Genomic DNA, 17,017 nt, shown 5'->3' with positions numbered 1-17,017 from the left:
GCATGGCGCACGAATCCACCATCGACGCAACCCTGCTCGGCCTGCTGGCCTGCCCCCAGGACAAGGGCCCGCTGCAGCTGGTGCGCACCGAATCGGACGCGAGTGTGCTCTACAACCCGCGCCTGCGCCGGGCCTACCCGATCGACAACGGCATCCCGGTGCTGCTGGTCGACGAGGCCCGCGATGTCGACGACGCCGAGCACGAGTTCTTCACCGCCCAGTCCTGAGCGGAACGGCCCACAGCGCCGCGGCACCGGCGATCAGCGCGATCCCGGTCACCAGCAGCGCGGGCCTGCCACCCCACAGCTGCGCGAACACTCCGATCGCCACCGTGGTCGCGGCGACGACCGCGCTGTTGGTGACGGTCCAGGCGGTCAGCACGCGGGTGGTGACGCCGGGCGCGATGCGTTCGAGCCGGTAGGTCGCGAACACGGGGGTGAACACCGCCATCGCCGCGACGATCCAGGTCTGGATCACCAGCACGACGACCATCCCCGGCACACCCGCGGGCGTCCACGCCAAGCCGATCGACACCCCGACCCGCGCGACTCCCGCGACCCGCAGGACCACGCCGGCGCCGAAACGGCGCACGAGCGGCCCGGTCAGCCGGGTCGCCGCGAGACCGCCCAGGCACGGCACCCCGAGGACGACCCCGTACTGCCAGGTCGCGAAGCCGAGATCGCGGACGAGCAGCACCGTCAGCACCGGCGCGCTGCCCAGGATCAAGCCGTTGACCAGACAGGTGTGCACGCACAGCAGCCGCAGCGCCGGATCGGCGACGATGATCCGCAGACCCACCCCGGTACCGCCCGCCACCGCTGACCGCGTCGCGACCGACTCCCGCGCCCGGATCCCGGCCAGTGCGCAGGCCGACCCGAGATAGCTGACCGCATCGATCGCTACGGTGATCACCGGCCCGAACAGCCCGAGCAGCACCCCGCCGACGGGCGGTCCGGTCGCGGTGACCGCCCACTGCGTCGCCTCTAGCCTGCTGTTGGCCGCGAGCAGCAGCTCCGGCGGTGCCACCACGCGCAGCAGCGAACCCCGCGCGGCGGTGAACACGATCGTCGCCGCTGCGGTGACGGCCGCGACCGTCACCAGCAGTCCGTACCCGAGCATCCCCAGCCACCACGCGGCGGCCACGCTCCCCAGCACCGCGCAGCGCACCAGATCGGCGCCGATCAGCACCGCGTGCTTGGGCGCGCGCTCCGCCCAGCCACCCAGCGGCGCCGCCAGCACCGCACCGGCCGCCGGTCCGATCGCGGCCAGCGCCGCCGCCGCGAGCGCCCCGGCCCCCAGCTGCGTCACCGCGAGCAGGGCGAACGAATCCAGCGCGATCCGGCTGCCGAGGGCGCTGACGCCGAACGAGGTCCAGAGCCTGCGGAAGTCGCGGCCGAGCCGGGGCGCCGAGACGGCGGTGCTGCGCATGCCCGCCACCGAAACACCGCGCACCCCAGCGGATCAAACAACGGATCGCGCGATTCGCACAACCCACGGTTGTCCGCCGATGTCCGCGTGCCTGTCTAGGGTGGACCCCGTGGATTTCCGAGCCGTCGCCACCTTCGTCGCCGTCGTCGACACCGGGCAGTTCCAGGAGGCCGCGATCGATCTCGGCATCAGCCAGCAGGCGGTGTCCAAGCGCATCGCGGGCCTGGAGGCCGCCTACGGCACGCAGCTGTTCCGCCGCACGCCGCACGGCGCCGAGCTGACCTCGACCGGCCGGGAGCTGCTGCCGCATGCCCGCGAGATCCTGCTGGCCTGCCGCCGCGCGGAAGCGGCTCTGCGGCCACCGACGCGGCCGCTGCGCGTCGACGTGATCGCCACCAGGGTCGGTTCGGCCGCCCTGCTGCAGCGCTTTCACCGCGCCCACCCGGCGGTGGAGCTCGACGTCGTGACCCTGCGCGGCGACGCGGCCGTGCCTGCGGTCGCGGACGGCGAGATCGACGCGGCACTGCTGGCGGTCGCGACGCCCGTGCTGCCGGACGCGGTCGTCGCCCACCGGGTCTACGACGAACCGCTGCAACTACTCGTCGGCGCGGAACACCCACTGGCCGAACGGGATTCGATCCGGATGGCCGAACTGCGCGCGGTGCGGCTGTGGATGCCGGGCCTGGCGCCCGGCACCGAATGGGACGCCTACTACCGCGATCTCACCGCCGACTTCGACCTCGACATCGATCGCGCCGGACCCGACTTCGGGATGGAGCACCTCCTCGACACGATCGGCGGCGATCCGCGGACCGCGACCCTGATCAGCCTCGACACCCGCATCGAGGCCGCCTCCCGCCGGAATCTGCGCCGCATCGAGCTGATCGACCCGACGCCCTGTTACCCCTGGTCGGTCTGCGTGCGCATCGACGACGCCCACCCGGCGGTGGCCACCCTGCTGGCCCATTTCACGACCGGACGTCCGGCCGAACCCGCCGACCGCTGGCTGCCACCGTGGGCACGCGCCGCCGCGAGTCTCCCCACAGCCCCGCTTTAAGAGTTAGGGTTACCTCAGTCGTCACCCGGCGGGTGGCGATACCCGTCCGGCGACCGGAAGAGGTGCCTTCGATGTCCGACGACGTAGCTCTGAGCGGTGTCCCGCTGACCATGCTCTGGACCCTGCACAACCGCGGGTCGGAGGTGAAGCGACCCGACGCGGTCCTCACCGACCCCGACTGCGAACGCCTGTACGACACCATCGATTTCGACTATGTCCGCACCTTCGGCGCACCCGACGGCACGCACGCGGTGCGCTCGGCGCGCTTCGACGAGGCGCTGCGGCCGTGGCTGGCCGCCCACCCCGGCGGGACCGTGGTCGAACTCGCCGCCGGGCTGGAGACCCAGTTCCAGCGCTGCGACGACGGCACGGTGCGCTGGTTGTGTGTCGACGTGCCCGAATCGATCGAGATCCGCCGTCGATTCCTGCCGCCCACCGAACGCTGCGAGTACCTGCCGATCAGCGCGCTCGATCTGAGCTGGCTCAACCACGTCGACCCGGCGCGCGGCGTGTTCGTCACGGCCCAGGGGCTTTTCATGTATTTCGCGCCCGAGGACGTGTGCCATCTGGTCACCGCGATCCTCGAACGCTTCCCCGGCGTCGAGCTGATGTTCGACACCATCCCACCGTGGTTCTCGCGCAAGACGATGCGCGGCTTCCGCAAGACGCCGGACTACCTCGCGCCGCCGATGCCGTGGGGTGTCGAACGGAGCCGGATCGCCGCGCTGCTGCGGTCGTGGACACCCGCCGTCGACGAGGTCACGGTGAGCTCCTACGGGCCATCGCACGGTCCACTCGCCGCGACCCTGCCGCTGTTCGCCGCGCTACCGGTGCTGCGCGACATCCCGCCTGCCATCGTGCGGGTGCGCTCGCGCTGAATCACGCACCGCCGGTACCGATATCGCCGGTCAGGTAGCGCTGCACCGCGGGGCCGACCGCGGCGACGACCTCGTCGATCGGCATCGACGCCAACGGCTCGATGTCGACGATCTTGCGCGCGGTGAGCAGGCCGACCATCTGCGCGGCCGCCAGCGCCACCCGCGCCCGGCCGTCGTCGCTGGGGGTGGCGATCCGCACCCGGACCCGTTCGAGCACCACCTGGAGCAGGAACGCGCGGGCCGGGCTCGCCTCGCCGCCGCCGAAGATGCTGCGCACCGTGGCGACCACGCCCGGCCCGGCGGGGGAGTCCCACACCCCGACCACCGAGCGCACGATCGTGGCTCCGAGCTCGTCGAGCGGCGCGTGGTCGACCGCGGTCAGCGTCGCCTCCGGATCGACGGGGAACTCCACGGCTGCGGCGAACAACTGCTGCTTGGTGCCGAAATAGTGGTGCACCAGCGCGGGGTCGACGTCGGCGTCCCCGGCGATCGCCCGGATGGAGGTCTTGTCGAAACCGTTGTCGGCGAACCGGATCCGGGCCGCGTCGAGGATCGCCGCGCGCGTATCGGTATTGCCGGGCCTGCGCCCGGTCCGTCCGGATCGCGTGGTGCCCGAACCGGATTCGCCGTCGGTCATGTGTCCGTCTCTCCTCGTCCGCTAGGGGGTCCGTCGTCGCAGGGTAGCCGCGCCGAGGCACAGCGCGATCACCGCGAACCCGGCGACCACCGCGATGTCGCGCCACATGGTCGCCGTCGGCTCCGGGTACAGCGACACCTGCTGCAGCGCGTCCACCGCGTAGCTCAACGGCATCACATTGCTGATCGCCTCCAGCCAGTCGGGTAGCTGGTCGCGCGGAACGAGCAGGCCGCACAGGAAGATCTGCGGCGCCACCACCACCGGCATGAACTGCACGGCCTGGAATTCGGTGCGCGCGAACGCGCTGGCCAGCAGGCCGAGCGCCACTCCGCACACCGCGTCGACCATGGCGATGAGCATCACCCAGCCGGGATTGCCCGCCGCGTTCATCCCCAGCAGCCAGAAGGCCACCAGGCAGGCGACGGCCGCCTGCGCGGCCGCGGCCAGCGAGAACGCGCTGCCGTAGCCGGCCAGCAGGTCCAGCTTGCGCAGCGGAGTGGTGAGCAGCCGCTCGAGCGTGCCCGAGGTGCGTTCGCGCTGCATCGCGATGGCGGTGATCAGGAACATCACGATGAACGGCAGGATCCCGAGCATGGTGATGCCGACCCGGTCGAAGATCGTCAGCGGGGCGTGCGGCGGGCGGGGCGCGTCCTGGTAGATGAAGTACAGCAGTGTCATCAGCAGGGCCGGGACCACCAGGATCATGGCCACGGTGCGGTGATCGTTGCGCAGCTGCCGCAGGATCCGCCCGGTGGTGGCGGTGTAGGGGCGCAGGGTGGTGATCATGCGCGCTCTCCCATCGTGATCAGGGTGAGGAAGGCGGTCTCGAGGTTCTGTTCGTCGGTGCGTTCGCGCAGTTCGTCGGGGCTGAGCTGGGCGAGCAGGTGGCCGTCGCGCATCAGCAGCAGTCGATCGCAGTGCTCGGCCTCGTCCATCACGTGACTCGAGACGAGCAGGGTCGTTCCTTGCGCCGCCAGTTCGTGGAACTGCTTCCACAGCTCGACCCGCAACACCGGGTCGAGACCGACGGTCGGTTCGTCGAGCACAAGCAGTTCCGGCTTGCCGACCAGCGCGCAGGCCAGCGACGCCCTGGTCTTCTGCCCGCCCGAGAGCTGGTCGCCGAGCTGGTCGGCGTATTCGCGCAACCCGACCGAGGTGAGCGCGGAGTCGATGTCGTCGCGGTCGCGGCCGTAGAGCGCGGCGTAGTAGGCGACGTTCTCGCGGACGCTAATGTCGGCGTAGATGCTCGGCGCCTGGGTGACGTAGCCGACCCGGCGCCGCAGTCCGGCGCTGCCCGCCGGCTCGCCGAGCACGGTGACGCTGCCCGACTCGACGATCTGCGTGCCGACGACGCTGCGCATCAGGGTGGTCTTGCCGCAGCCCGACGGTCCGAGCAGGCCGGTGATCGAACCGCGCGGGATGTCGAGGGTGAGCCCGTGCAGGACGGTGCGTTTGCCGCGCGTGACGGTCAGTCCGTCGACCCGGACGGCGGACGGTGGCGGCGTGGGGTGCGACATGGTCGCCTCAATTCATCGAGTGTTGAATTCACTACGTGATGAATTTAGCGCGACCACGTCGGCGGGACAAGGGTCAGTGCGCGTGTCGAGGGGGTGTCGCGGCCTGCTGACCTGGCTCGACGACCACGAACTGGCCCATCATCCCCAGGTCCTCGTGCCAGAGCAGGTGGCAGTGATACATGTACGGGGTGTCCGGATCGGCGGGTCCGTCGAAGCGCAGGGCCAGCGTCGCGGTGGTGTTCGGCGGCAGGAAGATGGTGTCCTTGGCGCCGGTCAGCGCGGGCGGCGGCGGGGCGCCGCCGTAGTCGAGCACCCGGAACTGCACATCGTGGACGTGGAAGTTGTGCGGCATCCCGTCGGCGTTGCGGACCACCCATTTCTCGGTCGTGCCCCGGGTGACGGTCGCGTCGACGCGGTCCATCGCCATGGGGGAGCCGTTGATCCCGGCGAAGGTGAGATCGAAGCGGCGCTCCACGACGGCGTCGGCGCCGTCCGGCGTCGACGCGGGGACGAGCGCGCCCGGCAGCTCGGGGGAGGGGCGCAGGGTGTTCGCGGCGCGGAGTTCGAGGACATCGAAGCGGTCGTCGCCCCCGGAGAACCGGTTAGTCCAGAAGTCCAGGCCCACGTCGAGTTGTTCGCTGCGCAACACCGCGTGCTCACCCGGCTCCATCCGCACCACGATCTCGGCCCGCTCGCCGGGCGAAAGATGCAGGGCCGTCATGGTTTCCGGGCGTTCGAGCAGGCCGCCGTCCGAGGCGATCAGCGAGAACCGCTTGCTGTCACGGAAGGCGAAATTGTAGATCCGCGCGGTCGAAGCGTTGAGCAGGCGCAGCCGGACCAACTCGTCGCCGACCTCCTGGTACGGCGCGAGGGTGCCGTTGACCAGGAGCCGGTCACCGAGGAACCCGACATCGCGGAAGGCGCCGTGGCTGCCGTCGAAGCGGTCCCCGCGCAGGCGCATGTCCTGCACGATCACCGGGATGTCGTCGACGCCGTAGGTGTCGGGCAGCGGCAGCGCGCCCGCGGCGTCGTCGTCGACGAGGAACATGCCCGCCAGGCCGCGGCGCACGTGGTCCTCGGTGGCGCCGTGCGGATGAGGGTGGTACCAGAGCGTCGAAGCGGGTTGCGCGACAGTCCATTCCGGCGTCCACGTCCGGCCCGCGTCGACCATCTGATGCGGTCCGCCGTCCATCTTCGCGGGCAGGTGCATGCCGTGCCAGTGCACCGTCGACGCCTCGGGCAGCTGATTGCGCACGTGCACCCGCACCCGCTCGCCGCGGGCGGCCCGCAGGGTCGGGCCCAGATAGCTGCCGTTGAACCCCCAGGTCTCGGTCGCCCGGCCCGGCTCGAATTCCGTGGTGCCGGAACGCATGTCGAGGGCGAACACCCGGGTGCCGTCCGGGTCGACGGTCGAGGGCGCCAGGGGCGGAATCGCCAGTGGCCGGGCGAAATCCGTGCTGCCGACGGTGGACACGTCGGCGTCGGCCCAGGTCCAGGTCACCAGGCCGGCGATCGCCAGCACCAGGGTGAGGGCGAGCGCGGCGGCGCCGAGCAGTATCCGGCGCACGCGGCCGGGTCGAGAGGGGGAAGCCATGATCCGACGGTAGGGATGGCGACCGTGCTCGCACATCGGGAAGATTCCCCCACCCGACCCTGGCTCGCACCCTGACCGCATCGGTATTCCGGCAGGTCACCGCCGGTTTCCGAACCTCGATCGGGTGATGTGATGCGGGTCACATACGCTGGTTGTCACGTTCCTGCGAGGTCGTTTGTCCTATCGACATCCCACCGACAAGGAGCACCGCAATGCACACCACCACGCACCGCATCGTCGTCCTCGGCGCCGGCTACACCGGCATGCTGGCCGCGGTCTGCCTGGCCCGCCGGACCCGCAGGCTCGACGTCGCGATCACCCTGGTCAACCCGTCGGCGCGGTTCACCGAGCGGCTGCGGATGCACCAGATCGCCGCAGGCCAGGAACTCGCGAACCACCACATCCCGGACCTGATCGCCGGCACGGGAATCGAATTCGTGCGGGGCTGGGTCACCGCGGTCGACCCGGACGCGCGCCGGGTACACGTCGACGGCGTCGGCGACCTCGCCTACGACGAGCTCGTGTACGCCCTCGGCAGCACCACCGACACCACCGGAGTCCCCGGCGTCGCCGACCACGCCTGGACCCTGAACGACCCCCGGCACGCGCACGCCTTCGCGGGCGAGCTCACCCGGCTGGCCGCCACCGGCGGCACGGTGACGGTGTGCGGCGGCGGCCTCACCGGCATCGAGGCGGCCACCGAGATCGCCGAGAGCCACCCCGGCCTGCGCGTGAACCTGGTCAGCTCGGCCGAACCTGGCGCGATGATGGGCGACAAGGCCCGTGCCCATCTGAACAAGGTGATGGACCGGCTCGGCATCGTCCGCGTGGTCGGGCACCGGGTCACCAAGGTGCTGCCCGACGCGGTCGAGCTCGCCGACGGCACCAGGATCGACGCCGACCGCACCCTGTGGACCAGCGGGGTTCGGGTGTCGCCGCTGGCCGCCGCGGCGGGCATCGCGACCGACGAGCGCGGGCTGATCGTCGTCGACCCCACCCTGAAGTCGGTGTCGCACCCCACGATCCACGCGATCGGCGACGCCGCCGCGGTCCGCCAGGCCTGGGGACAGATCCACGGCACCTGCCAGAGCGGCCTGCCCACCGCCGCCTACGCGGCCGGGGCGATCGCGGCCGGGCTGCGCGGCAAGACGGTGAAACCGTTCCGGTTCGGCTACTTCCACCAGCCGGTGAGCCTGGGCCGCCGCGACGCGGTCATCCAGTTCACCCGCGCCGACGACACCCCCGGCCGCTTCTACCTGACCGGCTGGGCCGCCCGGACCTACAAGGAGATGGTGAGCGGCAGCCCGGTGCCGTCGTTCAAGGTCAACCGGCGGGTGCCGATGAGCGTGCAGCTGTCCAAGGGCGGCAAGGCGACTCGCGCCACCGCGTGAGCGAACCGACGGAGCGTGCCATGGTTGACCCCATGCCAGACCAGGATCCCTTCCTCGAACACCGCAGGCTGCTGTTCGCGACCGCCTACCGCATGCTCGGCACCGTCACCGACGCCGAGGACATCCTGCAGGACGCCTGGATCAAGTGGAACGGCACCGATCGGGCCGCTGTCGACCATCCGAAGGCCTACCTGGTCCGCACCGTCACCAACCTGTCGCTGAACCGGCTCACCTCCGCCCGGGTGACCCGCGAGTCCTACGTCGGCCCCTGGTTGCCCGAACCGGTGCTGACCTCACCCGACATCGCCGAGGACACCGCATTGGCCGATACCGTCTCCACCGCGATGCTGGTGGTCCTGGAAACCCTCACCCCGGTCGAACGCGCGGTGTTCCTGCTGCGCGAGGTGTTCGGCTACTCGCACGCCGAGATCGCCGAGGTCCTCGACCGTTCGGAGGCGAGCGTGCGCCAGATCGCGCACCGCGCCAAGAACCACGTGCAGTCGCGTCGGCCGCGGTTCGACACCGACAAGGCCGCCCGCGCCCACATCACCGAACGGTTCATGGCGGCCTGCGCGGGCGGCGACCTGAACGCGCTGATGGACCTGCTCGCCCCCGATGTGACCTGCTGGTCCGACGGCGGCGGGGTGGTCACCGCCGCCCGCAGGCCGCTGCACGGCCCCGACCACGTCGCCCGCTGGATTCTCGGCGTGCTGGCCAAACCGTCCTCGGCGGGCGCCGAACTCAGCGCCGCCGAGATCAACGGCGAACTCGGCACGCTCGCCTCCTTCGGCGGCAACCCCGGCGCCGCGTTCACCTTCGACCTCGTCGACGGGCGCATCCACAATCTGCGCTTCCAGGTCAACCCGGGCAAGCTGGCCGGGCTCTACCACGGCACCGAGCTGCTCGGCTGAATCCCGCTGCGGGCGAGCCGACTTCGGAATATCATCGAGGTCGACGCCTCGCCCCGCGCGGAAGGTGGCTGCGATGCCAGGTCCCGGCGTGTGGAACCCCGACCGAACTCCCGCGGAGTTCGCCGACCGCTATCACGATCTCGTCCTCGAGCAGTACAAGCTCTACGTCGAGATGGCCGACCGGATCAGCGCGCGTCGCGCCGTCACCAACGGCTTCTTCCTCACCCTCAACACCAGCGCCTTCACCGTCATCGGGCTCGTGCTGCAGCTGCGGCCGGGCCGGGGCGTGTGGACGCTGATCTTCCCGACGGTGGCGCTGGTCGTGCAGTGCGGCGCTTGGTATTACACGCTGCGGTCCTACCGTCAGCTCAATGCCGCCAAGTACCGGGTGGTGGGCGAACTGGAGGAACGGCTCCCCGCCTCGCCGTACTGGCGGGCGGAGTGGGCGGCGCTCGGGCACGGCCGCGACCGCAAGCTCTACACCCCGATCACTCACCTCGAACAGTGGGTGCCGGTGGTCTTCGCGAGCACCTATGTGGTCATCTACCTCGTCGCCGTGCTGACGTGACGGTGGGACGACGACATGACCGCCGAGGATCTCCGGGAACGCGTCCGCGCGAAGGAAACGGAGGCGCTGCGCTCGGCGCTGGGTAACACCGTGCTGGCGGTGCCGTGGGCGGCCGCGATCGTCGGGCTCGTCGTCTTCGCGCCCGAACCGCTCGCCGACGCCGTGCCCGAGGTACCCCTGTCGACCTGGCGGACGCTGGTGTTGTTCCCGGTGGTGCTGTGCTGCTTCGGCCTGTTCGAGCGCGGATGGAACGGCACCCGCGACTGGTACGACTGGCAGCGCGCGCACAGCGTGCGACTCGCGGTCGACCGGCGGCCCGAGCACGCCGCGCTGCTGATCCCGCCGCTCGAGGATCACCTCAGCGCGCTGCGCGCGGTCCGCGGACATCGGCAGGTGATGTGGCGACGAGCCAGATGGGTGGTGATCCCGGTCGGCCTGGTCGTCGCCATCGCGATCTGGGGCGTCCAGGTGGAGGAGCCCGACGGCACCATGCGGGACGTGCCCGCGGCGCCGTACGTGGTGGTGCTCGTGCTGATCGCGATCGCCGTCGTCGGCGCGGCACTGCCTCGCTGGCGGCGCTGGCAGGCGGGCGCCACCGCGGAGAAGTGGTCGCGCGACCCCGCCTACGCGGCCGCGCTGGATCGCCTGGCCGCCGACCCCGTCGACGTCCGCGCCGCCGACATCCCCACGCTGCGCGTGCGGTTCGTGCGGCCGAGCCCGGCCGCCTACAAGGTGAGAACTGTGACGGCCACCCGCAATGTGTTCGGCTGGCCACCCGAGGAGATCGCCTACCTGCGCCTGTTCGACAACCACGCCAGGATCCGCGGCTTCCTGCGCGGGGCGTGGCGGGAATTCGGCTACGTCCACATCCTGCGCGGTTCGGGATCGGTCAGTCCGGCGGAGGTGGCTCGAGCCAGGTCCGGCAACGCGATCCGCACCCTGTTCGCCACCTCGCCGCGCACCTTCCGCGCCGCGCTGGCGGCGTGTCCCACCGAACCGCTGCCACCCGGTAGGCGCAGGCTCACCGGCATCACCAACACCGCCGAACGCGTGCACGACCCGGCGGGCAGCTACCCGGTCCGGGCCCTGCTGTGTCACGGCAGTTTCTGGCAGAGCGCCGTCGACATGCTGCTCGCCCGCGTCGGATTCGTCGTCGTCGACCTGTCCGGCTACCTCCCCGCCAACACCGGAACCCAGTTCGAGCTGCAACGCGTGATCGACCGGTTCCCGCTGACCGGTGTGGTGCTGCTGTGTGACGAGTCCGCCGACCGCACCTTCCTGCGCGCCCAGATCCACTACCACTGGACCCGCATGGCGGCCGGTTCCCCCAACGCGGGCTTCGGCGAGCGCACGGTCCTGGTCGCCATCACCGGCGCCGGTCGCGACGCCGATCGCGCGCTCATGGCCCAGCTCCTCGAACGCCGCAGGGGCCGGGCATAACCGACCGGTCATCATGCCGCGCGCCGAGCTCGCCGCCGACCTACTATTCGCCGGTGACAGATACATCTCCGGCGCCCGGCCCCGACGGCGGGCAGGTGCGGGTCTCCACCCTCGAACTGTTCTTCGATCTCGTCTTCGTCTTCACCATCACCCAGCTCACCCACGTGTTCGTGCACCACCCGGACTGGGAGGCGCTGCTGCAGGTGGCGTTGATGTTCGGCGTGATCTGGTGGATGTACGGCGGGTACGTGTGGCTGACCAACGAGGTCGCGCCGAGCAGTTCCTCGCGGCGCACCTGGTTGCTCGTCGGGATGTCGGCGTTCTTCGTGCTCGCGCTCGCCGTGCCGGATGCCTTCCACGGCACCGGGATAGCGTTCGGCGTGGGGTACGCGCTGGTGACCGCGATCCACACGGCGATGTTCGCCTCGGCGGGCGGTGCCTCGGCGAGCCTGGCGATCCGGCGGATCGGGCCGCTCAACGCGCTGTCGGCCGCGCTGGTCCTCGGTGGTGGGTTCACCCACCCGCCGGTGCAATACCTGCTGTGGGCGGCCGCGTTCGCGGTGCAGATCCTCAGCCCGTACCTCGTCGACGCAGGCGGTTTCGTGGTGCGCGCGTCGCACTTCTGCGAGCGGCACGGTCTGGTCATCATCGTGGCGCTCGGTGAGTCGATCGTCGCGCTCGGTGTCGGGCTCGCGGACGAGCCCATCACGGTCGGGCTGATGGCGATGGTCGCTCTCGGTCTCGCGCTGGCGTACGTCCTGTGGTGGGCCTACTTCGGCTTCGACGACGAACGCGGCGAACACGCGCTGGCCGCGCGCCCGGCCACCGACCGCGTCCGGCCGGCCCTGGTCGCCTACGACTACGCCTACTACCCGCTGCTGATCGGCGTCATCCTGACCTCGGCGGGCATCGCGCTGAGCATCGCGCACGGTGACGAGCCGGTGGGCTGGGGTGCCGCGGGCGCGCTCTCGGGCGGTGTCGCGCTCTACTTCGCGGGGCAGGCGTGGTTCCGCGCGACCCTGGGCCTGGCCGGTGCCCGCGCCCGGCTGATCGGAGCCGTCGTGGTCGCCGCGACCGCCCCGATCGGGGTGTACACCGTCGCGTGGGCGCAGCTCGCCGCGCTGGTCGCCCTCGCGTACGCGGTCGTCATCCTCGACGACCGGCGCATCCTGCGCGCGGGCCAGCACAGCGCCTACGCCTGACCCGGCCGCGCGGCGGGATGGGCGACAATGACGATCGTGTCCGCTCAGGAACTGGCCGTCGATCCGCCCACCGCCGCGCGCAGGCTGCTCGGCGCGACCCTGTCGTCCGGGCGGGTGGCGCTGCGCGTCGTCGAGGTCGAGGCCTACGGCAGCGACCCGGCCGGGCCGTGGCCCGACCCGGCCGCCCATTCCTGGCCGGGACCGACCGCCCGCAACGCGGTGATGTTCGGCCCCGCCGGGCGGCTCTATGTCTATCGGTCCTACGGAATCCACCTGTGCGTCAACGTGACCACCGGTTTCGACGGAATCGCGGGCGCTGTGCTGATCCGCGCGGGGGAGGTGGTCGACGGTCTCGACGTCGCCCGCGCTCGCAGGCCCGCGGCCCGCACCGACGCCGATCTGGCGCGCGGGCCCGGCAATGTCGGCAGCGCGCTCGGAATCAGCCTGTCCGACTACGGCACCGAGCTGTTCGATCCCTTCGCCGGCATCCGGCTGCACCTGGCCGAACCGGTGCCCGCGGCCCAGATCGCGGAGGGGCCGCGCGTCGGTGTCAGCGTGGCCGCCGAGGTGCCGTGGCGGTTCCGGTTGCCGTCGCCCGCGGTGTCGGTCTATCGCCGCAGTCCGCGCGCTCCGGAACTCCCGCCGAAGAATTCTTCCGCGCGGCGATGAATTCCGCGGATGGGGTCCGTCCTATCTGGTGAACGCGCTACCCACCGAGCGCGACCGACCCGAAGGACACGAAATGACCACCACCGCCACCGCTTCCGCGAACTTCTCCGGCACCGCCTACCGCCCCGGCACGATCCGCAACCGCGTCTTGTGGACCCTGCAGGTGGTGCTCGGCCTGTTCTTCATCATCGCGTCGGGTGGCCCGAAGCTCGTCATCCCGAACATGCTGATGGACAACGCCCCCGAGAACCTGACCATCCCGCTCGGGCTGCTCGTCTTCATCGGCCTCGCCGAGGTGGCCGGTGGTATCGGCCTGATGGTGCCGCAGCTCACCGCCCTCGCCGCCGCGGGCCTGTCGGTGCTCACCGTGCTCGCCGCCGCGACCCAGGCCTTCATCGCCGACAAGCCGTCGATGGCGATCTTCCCGCTGGTGCTGGCCGCGATCTTCGCCTGGATCGCCTACGAGCGCCGCGGCAGCCTGCCCTTCTCGGCCCGGTGAGCCACCGACCGCGCTGAGCATCGCCGGACCCTCGGGTCCGGCGATTTTCGGCGTCCACGGACACCGGTGGGGTTGTCCGTGGGCACAAGGTCCCGGCGCGGAACTCGTTGGCGAATCCTATGGGACGCAGGGTACTTCCGATGCGACGATCGATGCCTACATGCCCCGACGGCCTTCCGCAGGAGAAATTCGTGCTCACGTTCACCAGCAGCGACGGCATCACCATCCACGTCCGGAGCTGGTCGCCCACCGCCGCGGAACCGGTGGGCGTCGTGCAGATCGCGCACGGGATGGGGGAGCACTCCGACCGGTACAGCCACCTGGCCGCCACGCTGGCCGGCGTCGGCTACGTGGTCTACGCCGCCGATCACCGCGGCCACGGCTACAGCATGTTCTCCGAGCCGGGACAGCTCGGCGCGGACGGCTGGAACCTGCTGGTCGCCGACCAGGTGACGCTGACCGGTCTGCTGCGCGAGCGTCATCCCGGCCTGCCGGTCACCCTGTTCGGGCACAGCCTGGGGTCCTTCGCGGTGCAGCAGTACCTGCTCGACCACTCCGCGCTCGTCGACGAGGCCGTGCTGTGCGGGTCGACGGCGGTCGACGGCCTGTTCGACGCGATCGCGGCCGCCGGCGGCGACCTCACCGCGTTCTTCAACGCGCGCTTCCAGCCGACCCGCACCGACGCCGACTGGATCAGCACCGACGAGGCCCAGGTCGACGCCTATCTCGCCGACCCGTGGTGCGGCTTTCCGGTCGACGACGCCAATATGGCGCTGCTCGCCACCACCGCCTACCAGCGCCTGTCGGATCCGAGTACCGTGCGCACCGATCTGCCGGTCTACGTGATGGTCGGCGACCAGGACCCGCTCAACGACGGCACCCGGCTGTCGGATCGGCTCGTCGAGCGCTATCGCGACGCGGGGCTGACCGACATCACCTACCGGATCTACCCGGGCGCCAGGCACGAGGTCCTCAACGAGGTCAACCGGGACGAGGTCGAGGCCGATCTCGCCGCCTGGGTCACCCGGGCCCGGGTCTGAGCACGCCGTCCGCCGAACACGGCCCGACCTGCGCGCGGGCGGCGGAACGAGTACGGAAAGATAGAACACCGTGACCGGCGACATCTTCGACGAACTGACCTGGCGCGGCCTGATCGCGCAGTCCACCGACCTGGACGAACTGCGCGCGGCGGCCGCCGCCGCGCCGCTGACCCTGTATGCCGGCTTCGATCCCACCGCGGCGAGCCTGCACGCGGGTCACCTCGTCCCGCTGCTCGCCCTGAAGCGGTTCCAGCGCGCCGGTCACCGGCCGATCGTGCTCGCCGGTGGCGCCACCGGCCTGATCGGCGACCCGCGCGATGTCGGCGAGCGCACCATGAACTCCACCGACACCGTCGCCGAGTGGGCAGGCCGCATCCGCTCCCAGCTCGAGCGGTTCGTCGACCTCGACGATTCGCCGACCGGCGCGATCATCGCCAACAACATGGACTGGACCGGGCCGCTGTCCACCGTCGACTTCCTGCGCGATGTCGGCAAGCACTTCTCGGTGAACGTCATGCTGGCCCGCGACACCGTCAAGCGGCGGCTCGAAGGGGAGGGCATCTCCTACACCGAGTTCAGCTACATGCTGCTGCAGGCCAACGACTACCTGCAGCTGCGCCGCGAGTACGGCTGCACGCTGCAGGTCGGCGGCTCCGACCAGTGGGGCAACATCATCGCCGGCGTCGAGCTGAACCGCCGGGTCGACGGCGCGCACGTGCACGCCCTCACCGTCCCGCTGGTGACCTCGGCCGACGGCAAGAAGTTCGGCAAGTCCACCGGCGGCGGCAGCCTCTGGCTCGACCCCGAGCTGACCAGCCCCTACGCCTGGTACCAGTACTTCGTGAACACCGCCGACGCCGATGTCGTGCGCTACCTGCGCTGGTTCACCTTCCTGAGCCGGGAGGAGCTCGACGCGCTCGAGCAGGCCACCACCGAGCGTCCGTTCGCCCGCGAGGCCCAGAAGCGCCTGGCCGCGGAGATGACCACGCTGGTGCACGGCGAGGCCGAGACCACCGCGGTGGAACTGGCCAGCCAGGCCCTGTTCGGTCGCGGCGAACTGCGTGACCTGCCCGCGTCCACCCTGGGTGCCGCCCTGCGCGAGACCGCGATCGACGGCAAGGTCGCCGAGGTGGTGCCCGGTGAACCGAACACGATCGTCGATCTGCTCGTCGCGTCCGGCCTGGCCGAGAGCCGGGGAGCGGCCCGGCGCGTGGTGACCGAGGGCGGTGCGTCGGTGAACAACGAGCGCATCGGCGACATCGAGTGGACCCCGTCCGACGCCGACTACCTGCACGGCGAGTGGCTGGTGCTGCGTCGCGGCAAGAAGAACATGGCCGGCGTGCGCCGCATAGCCTGACCGCGCCGCGGAGGCCTGAATCACATCCGTGTGATTCAGGCCGGTACGCGGTCCGATGGCATCGCGCTGACCTGCGCAGATGCCCTGCTGTCCAGGCGATTTGACGCAGCGTTTTCCGGCGCGTAACTTATTGGAAGTCAGAGCGACACGGACACCAACCCGGAGCCGAGACGCTGATCCAGAGGATCGGCGGGCCAGGGAAAACGCGGTAGGACGGGGAGCGCCTGGCGTTGCCTCGACTGTGTGACCAGCGTTACGATTGACATCGCCTGGAAGCACCGTTAGGCTGGAACAGTTGCCCTGCAGAAGATCCGGACGAGAGCCGGTGGTTCTGCTTGTGCGTGTGTTCTTTGAGAACTCAATAGTGTGTCGATGAATGTCAGTGCCAATATTATTATTGGTTCCGGCCTCTCATACCCCCCGGTTGACGAGGTCGGACATTTCGAATGTCAGCAAACTTTTGCTGGTGTTCGGCATTGCTAGGTTTTCGGACTCTAGTTAGATATTTCTGATTACGCCTTCGGGTGTGATTGAGAGTCTTCAACGGAGAGTTTGATCCTGGCTCAGGACGAACGCTGGCGGCGTGCTTAACACATGCAAGTCGAGCGGTAAGGCCCTTCGGGGTACACGAGCGGCGAACGGGTGAGTAACACGTGGGTGATCTGCCTCGTACTTCGGGATAAGCCTGGGAAACTGGGTCTAATACCGGATATGACCTTCGGATGCATGTCTGAGGGTGGAAAGATTTATCGGTACGAGATGGGCCCGCGGCCTATCAGCTTGTTGGTGGGGTAATGGCCTACCAAGGCGACGACGGGTAGCCGGCCTG

17 protein-coding genes and 1 rRNA gene are annotated in these 17,017 nt (G+C 70.2%); 13 read left to right on the top strand and 5 right to left on the bottom strand.

Annotated features, from left to right (window positions below; translation table 11 throughout):
* Window positions 1-2 precede the first annotated feature (2 nt).
* On the top strand, window positions 3-227 hold the full coding sequence (locus ACFYWJ_RS32620; protein ID WP_355281793.1) for a Trm112 family protein: 225 nt from the start codon (window positions 3-5) through the stop codon (window positions 225-227).
* Here ACFYWJ_RS32620 and ACFYWJ_RS32615 read toward each other — a convergent pair.
* Entirely contained in the window at window positions 211-1,428 is a 1,218-nt protein-coding gene (locus ACFYWJ_RS32615; RefSeq protein WP_355281795.1) for an MFS transporter, read from the bottom strand. The two genes, ACFYWJ_RS32620 and ACFYWJ_RS32615, sit on opposite strands and share 17 nt — an antisense overlap.
* Before the next feature lie 109 nt (window positions 1,429-1,537).
* On the opposite strand from ACFYWJ_RS32615, the gene ACFYWJ_RS32610 reads away from it, so the two are divergent.
* Entirely contained in the window at window positions 1,538-2,485 is a 948-nt protein-coding gene (locus ACFYWJ_RS32610) for a LysR family transcriptional regulator (RefSeq protein WP_355281798.1), read from the top strand.
* 71 nt (window positions 2,486-2,556) lie between these two features.
* Window positions 2,557-3,363, top strand: coding sequence for a class I SAM-dependent methyltransferase (locus ACFYWJ_RS32605; RefSeq protein ID WP_355281800.1), 807 nt, complete (start codon window positions 2,557-2,559; stop codon window positions 3,361-3,363).
* Window position 3,364: 1 nt separating this feature from the next.
* Here the strand turns inward: ACFYWJ_RS32605 and ACFYWJ_RS32600 are convergent, their stop codons facing one another.
* From ACFYWJ_RS32600 to ACFYWJ_RS32585, 4 genes are all read right to left on the bottom strand, one after another.
* On the bottom strand, window positions 3,365-4,000 hold the full coding sequence (locus tag ACFYWJ_RS32600) for a TetR family transcriptional regulator (protein WP_355281803.1): 636 nt from the start codon (window positions 3,998-4,000) through the stop codon (window positions 3,365-3,367).
* A 21-nt stretch (window positions 4,001-4,021) separates the two neighbouring features.
* The gene (locus ACFYWJ_RS32595; RefSeq protein ID WP_355281806.1) at window positions 4,022-4,786 is read right to left on the bottom strand and encodes an ABC transporter permease; all 765 of its coding nucleotides are present in this window, start codon (window positions 4,784-4,786) and stop codon (window positions 4,022-4,024) included.
* Complete coding sequence (locus ACFYWJ_RS32590; protein ID WP_355281809.1) at window positions 4,783-5,517, bottom strand: ABC transporter ATP-binding protein; 735 nt, start codon at window positions 5,515-5,517, stop codon at window positions 4,783-4,785. Before ACFYWJ_RS32590 ends, ACFYWJ_RS32595 begins: the two co-directional genes overlap by 4 nt.
* 73 nt (window positions 5,518-5,590) lie before the next feature.
* On the bottom strand, window positions 5,591-7,111 hold the full coding sequence (locus tag ACFYWJ_RS32585) for a multicopper oxidase domain-containing protein (RefSeq protein WP_355281811.1): 1,521 nt from the start codon (window positions 7,109-7,111) through the stop codon (window positions 5,591-5,593).
* A 212-nt stretch (window positions 7,112-7,323) separates the two neighbouring features.
* On the opposite strand from ACFYWJ_RS32585, the gene ACFYWJ_RS32580 reads away from it, so the two are divergent.
* The 10 genes from ACFYWJ_RS32580 to ACFYWJ_RS32535 form a co-directional block, all read left to right on the top strand.
* The gene (locus ACFYWJ_RS32580) at window positions 7,324-8,502 is read left to right on the top strand and encodes an FAD-dependent oxidoreductase (RefSeq protein WP_355281813.1); all 1,179 of its coding nucleotides are present in this window, start codon (window positions 7,324-7,326) and stop codon (window positions 8,500-8,502) included.
* Window positions 8,503-8,534: 32 nt separating this feature from the next.
* Window positions 8,535-9,413 (top strand): RNA polymerase sigma-70 factor, encoded by an 879-nt coding sequence (locus ACFYWJ_RS32575; protein WP_355281816.1) that lies wholly within the window; start codon window positions 8,535-8,537, stop codon window positions 9,411-9,413.
* 73 nt (window positions 9,414-9,486) lie between these two features.
* Window positions 9,487-9,981, top strand: a complete 495-nt coding sequence (locus ACFYWJ_RS32570; protein WP_355281818.1) for a hypothetical protein — start codon at window positions 9,487-9,489, stop codon at window positions 9,979-9,981.
* Between the two features lie 15 nt (window positions 9,982-9,996).
* Window positions 9,997-11,421 (top strand): hypothetical protein, encoded by a 1,425-nt coding sequence (locus ACFYWJ_RS32565; protein WP_355281821.1) that lies wholly within the window; start codon window positions 9,997-9,999, stop codon window positions 11,419-11,421.
* 53 nt (window positions 11,422-11,474) lie between these two features.
* On the top strand, window positions 11,475-12,623 hold the full coding sequence (locus ACFYWJ_RS32560; RefSeq protein ID WP_355281824.1) for a low temperature requirement protein A: 1,149 nt from the start codon (window positions 11,475-11,477) through the stop codon (window positions 12,621-12,623).
* 36 nt (window positions 12,624-12,659) lie between these two features.
* Window positions 12,660-13,292, top strand: a complete 633-nt coding sequence (locus ACFYWJ_RS32555; RefSeq protein ID WP_355281827.1) for a DNA-3-methyladenine glycosylase — start codon at window positions 12,660-12,662, stop codon at window positions 13,290-13,292.
* 73 nt (window positions 13,293-13,365) lie between these two features.
* Window positions 13,366-13,791 carry a DoxX family protein gene (locus ACFYWJ_RS32550; protein ID WP_355281830.1) on the top strand — a complete coding sequence of 142 codons (426 nt, stop codon included), beginning with the start codon at window positions 13,366-13,368 and terminating at the stop codon, window positions 13,789-13,791.
* A gap of 191 nt (window positions 13,792-13,982) precedes the next feature.
* Window positions 13,983-14,831, top strand: a complete 849-nt coding sequence (locus tag ACFYWJ_RS32545) for an alpha/beta hydrolase (RefSeq protein ID WP_355281833.1) — start codon at window positions 13,983-13,985, stop codon at window positions 14,829-14,831.
* A 70-nt stretch (window positions 14,832-14,901) separates the two neighbouring features.
* Window positions 14,902-16,188 carry a tyrosine--tRNA ligase gene (gene tyrS / locus ACFYWJ_RS32540; protein ID WP_355281836.1) on the top strand — a complete coding sequence of 429 codons (1,287 nt, stop codon included), beginning with the start codon at window positions 14,902-14,904 and terminating at the stop codon, window positions 16,186-16,188.
* 540 nt (window positions 16,189-16,728) lie between these two features.
* Window positions 16,729-17,017, top strand: a 16S ribosomal RNA gene (locus tag ACFYWJ_RS32535); the annotation flags it as partial.

This window comes from Nocardia sp. NPDC003269, assembly GCF_042888005.1.
Classification (GTDB): Bacteria; Actinomycetota; Actinomycetes; order Mycobacteriales; family Mycobacteriaceae; genus Nocardia.
This window is presented reverse-complemented; position numbering and strand designations above follow the sequence as displayed.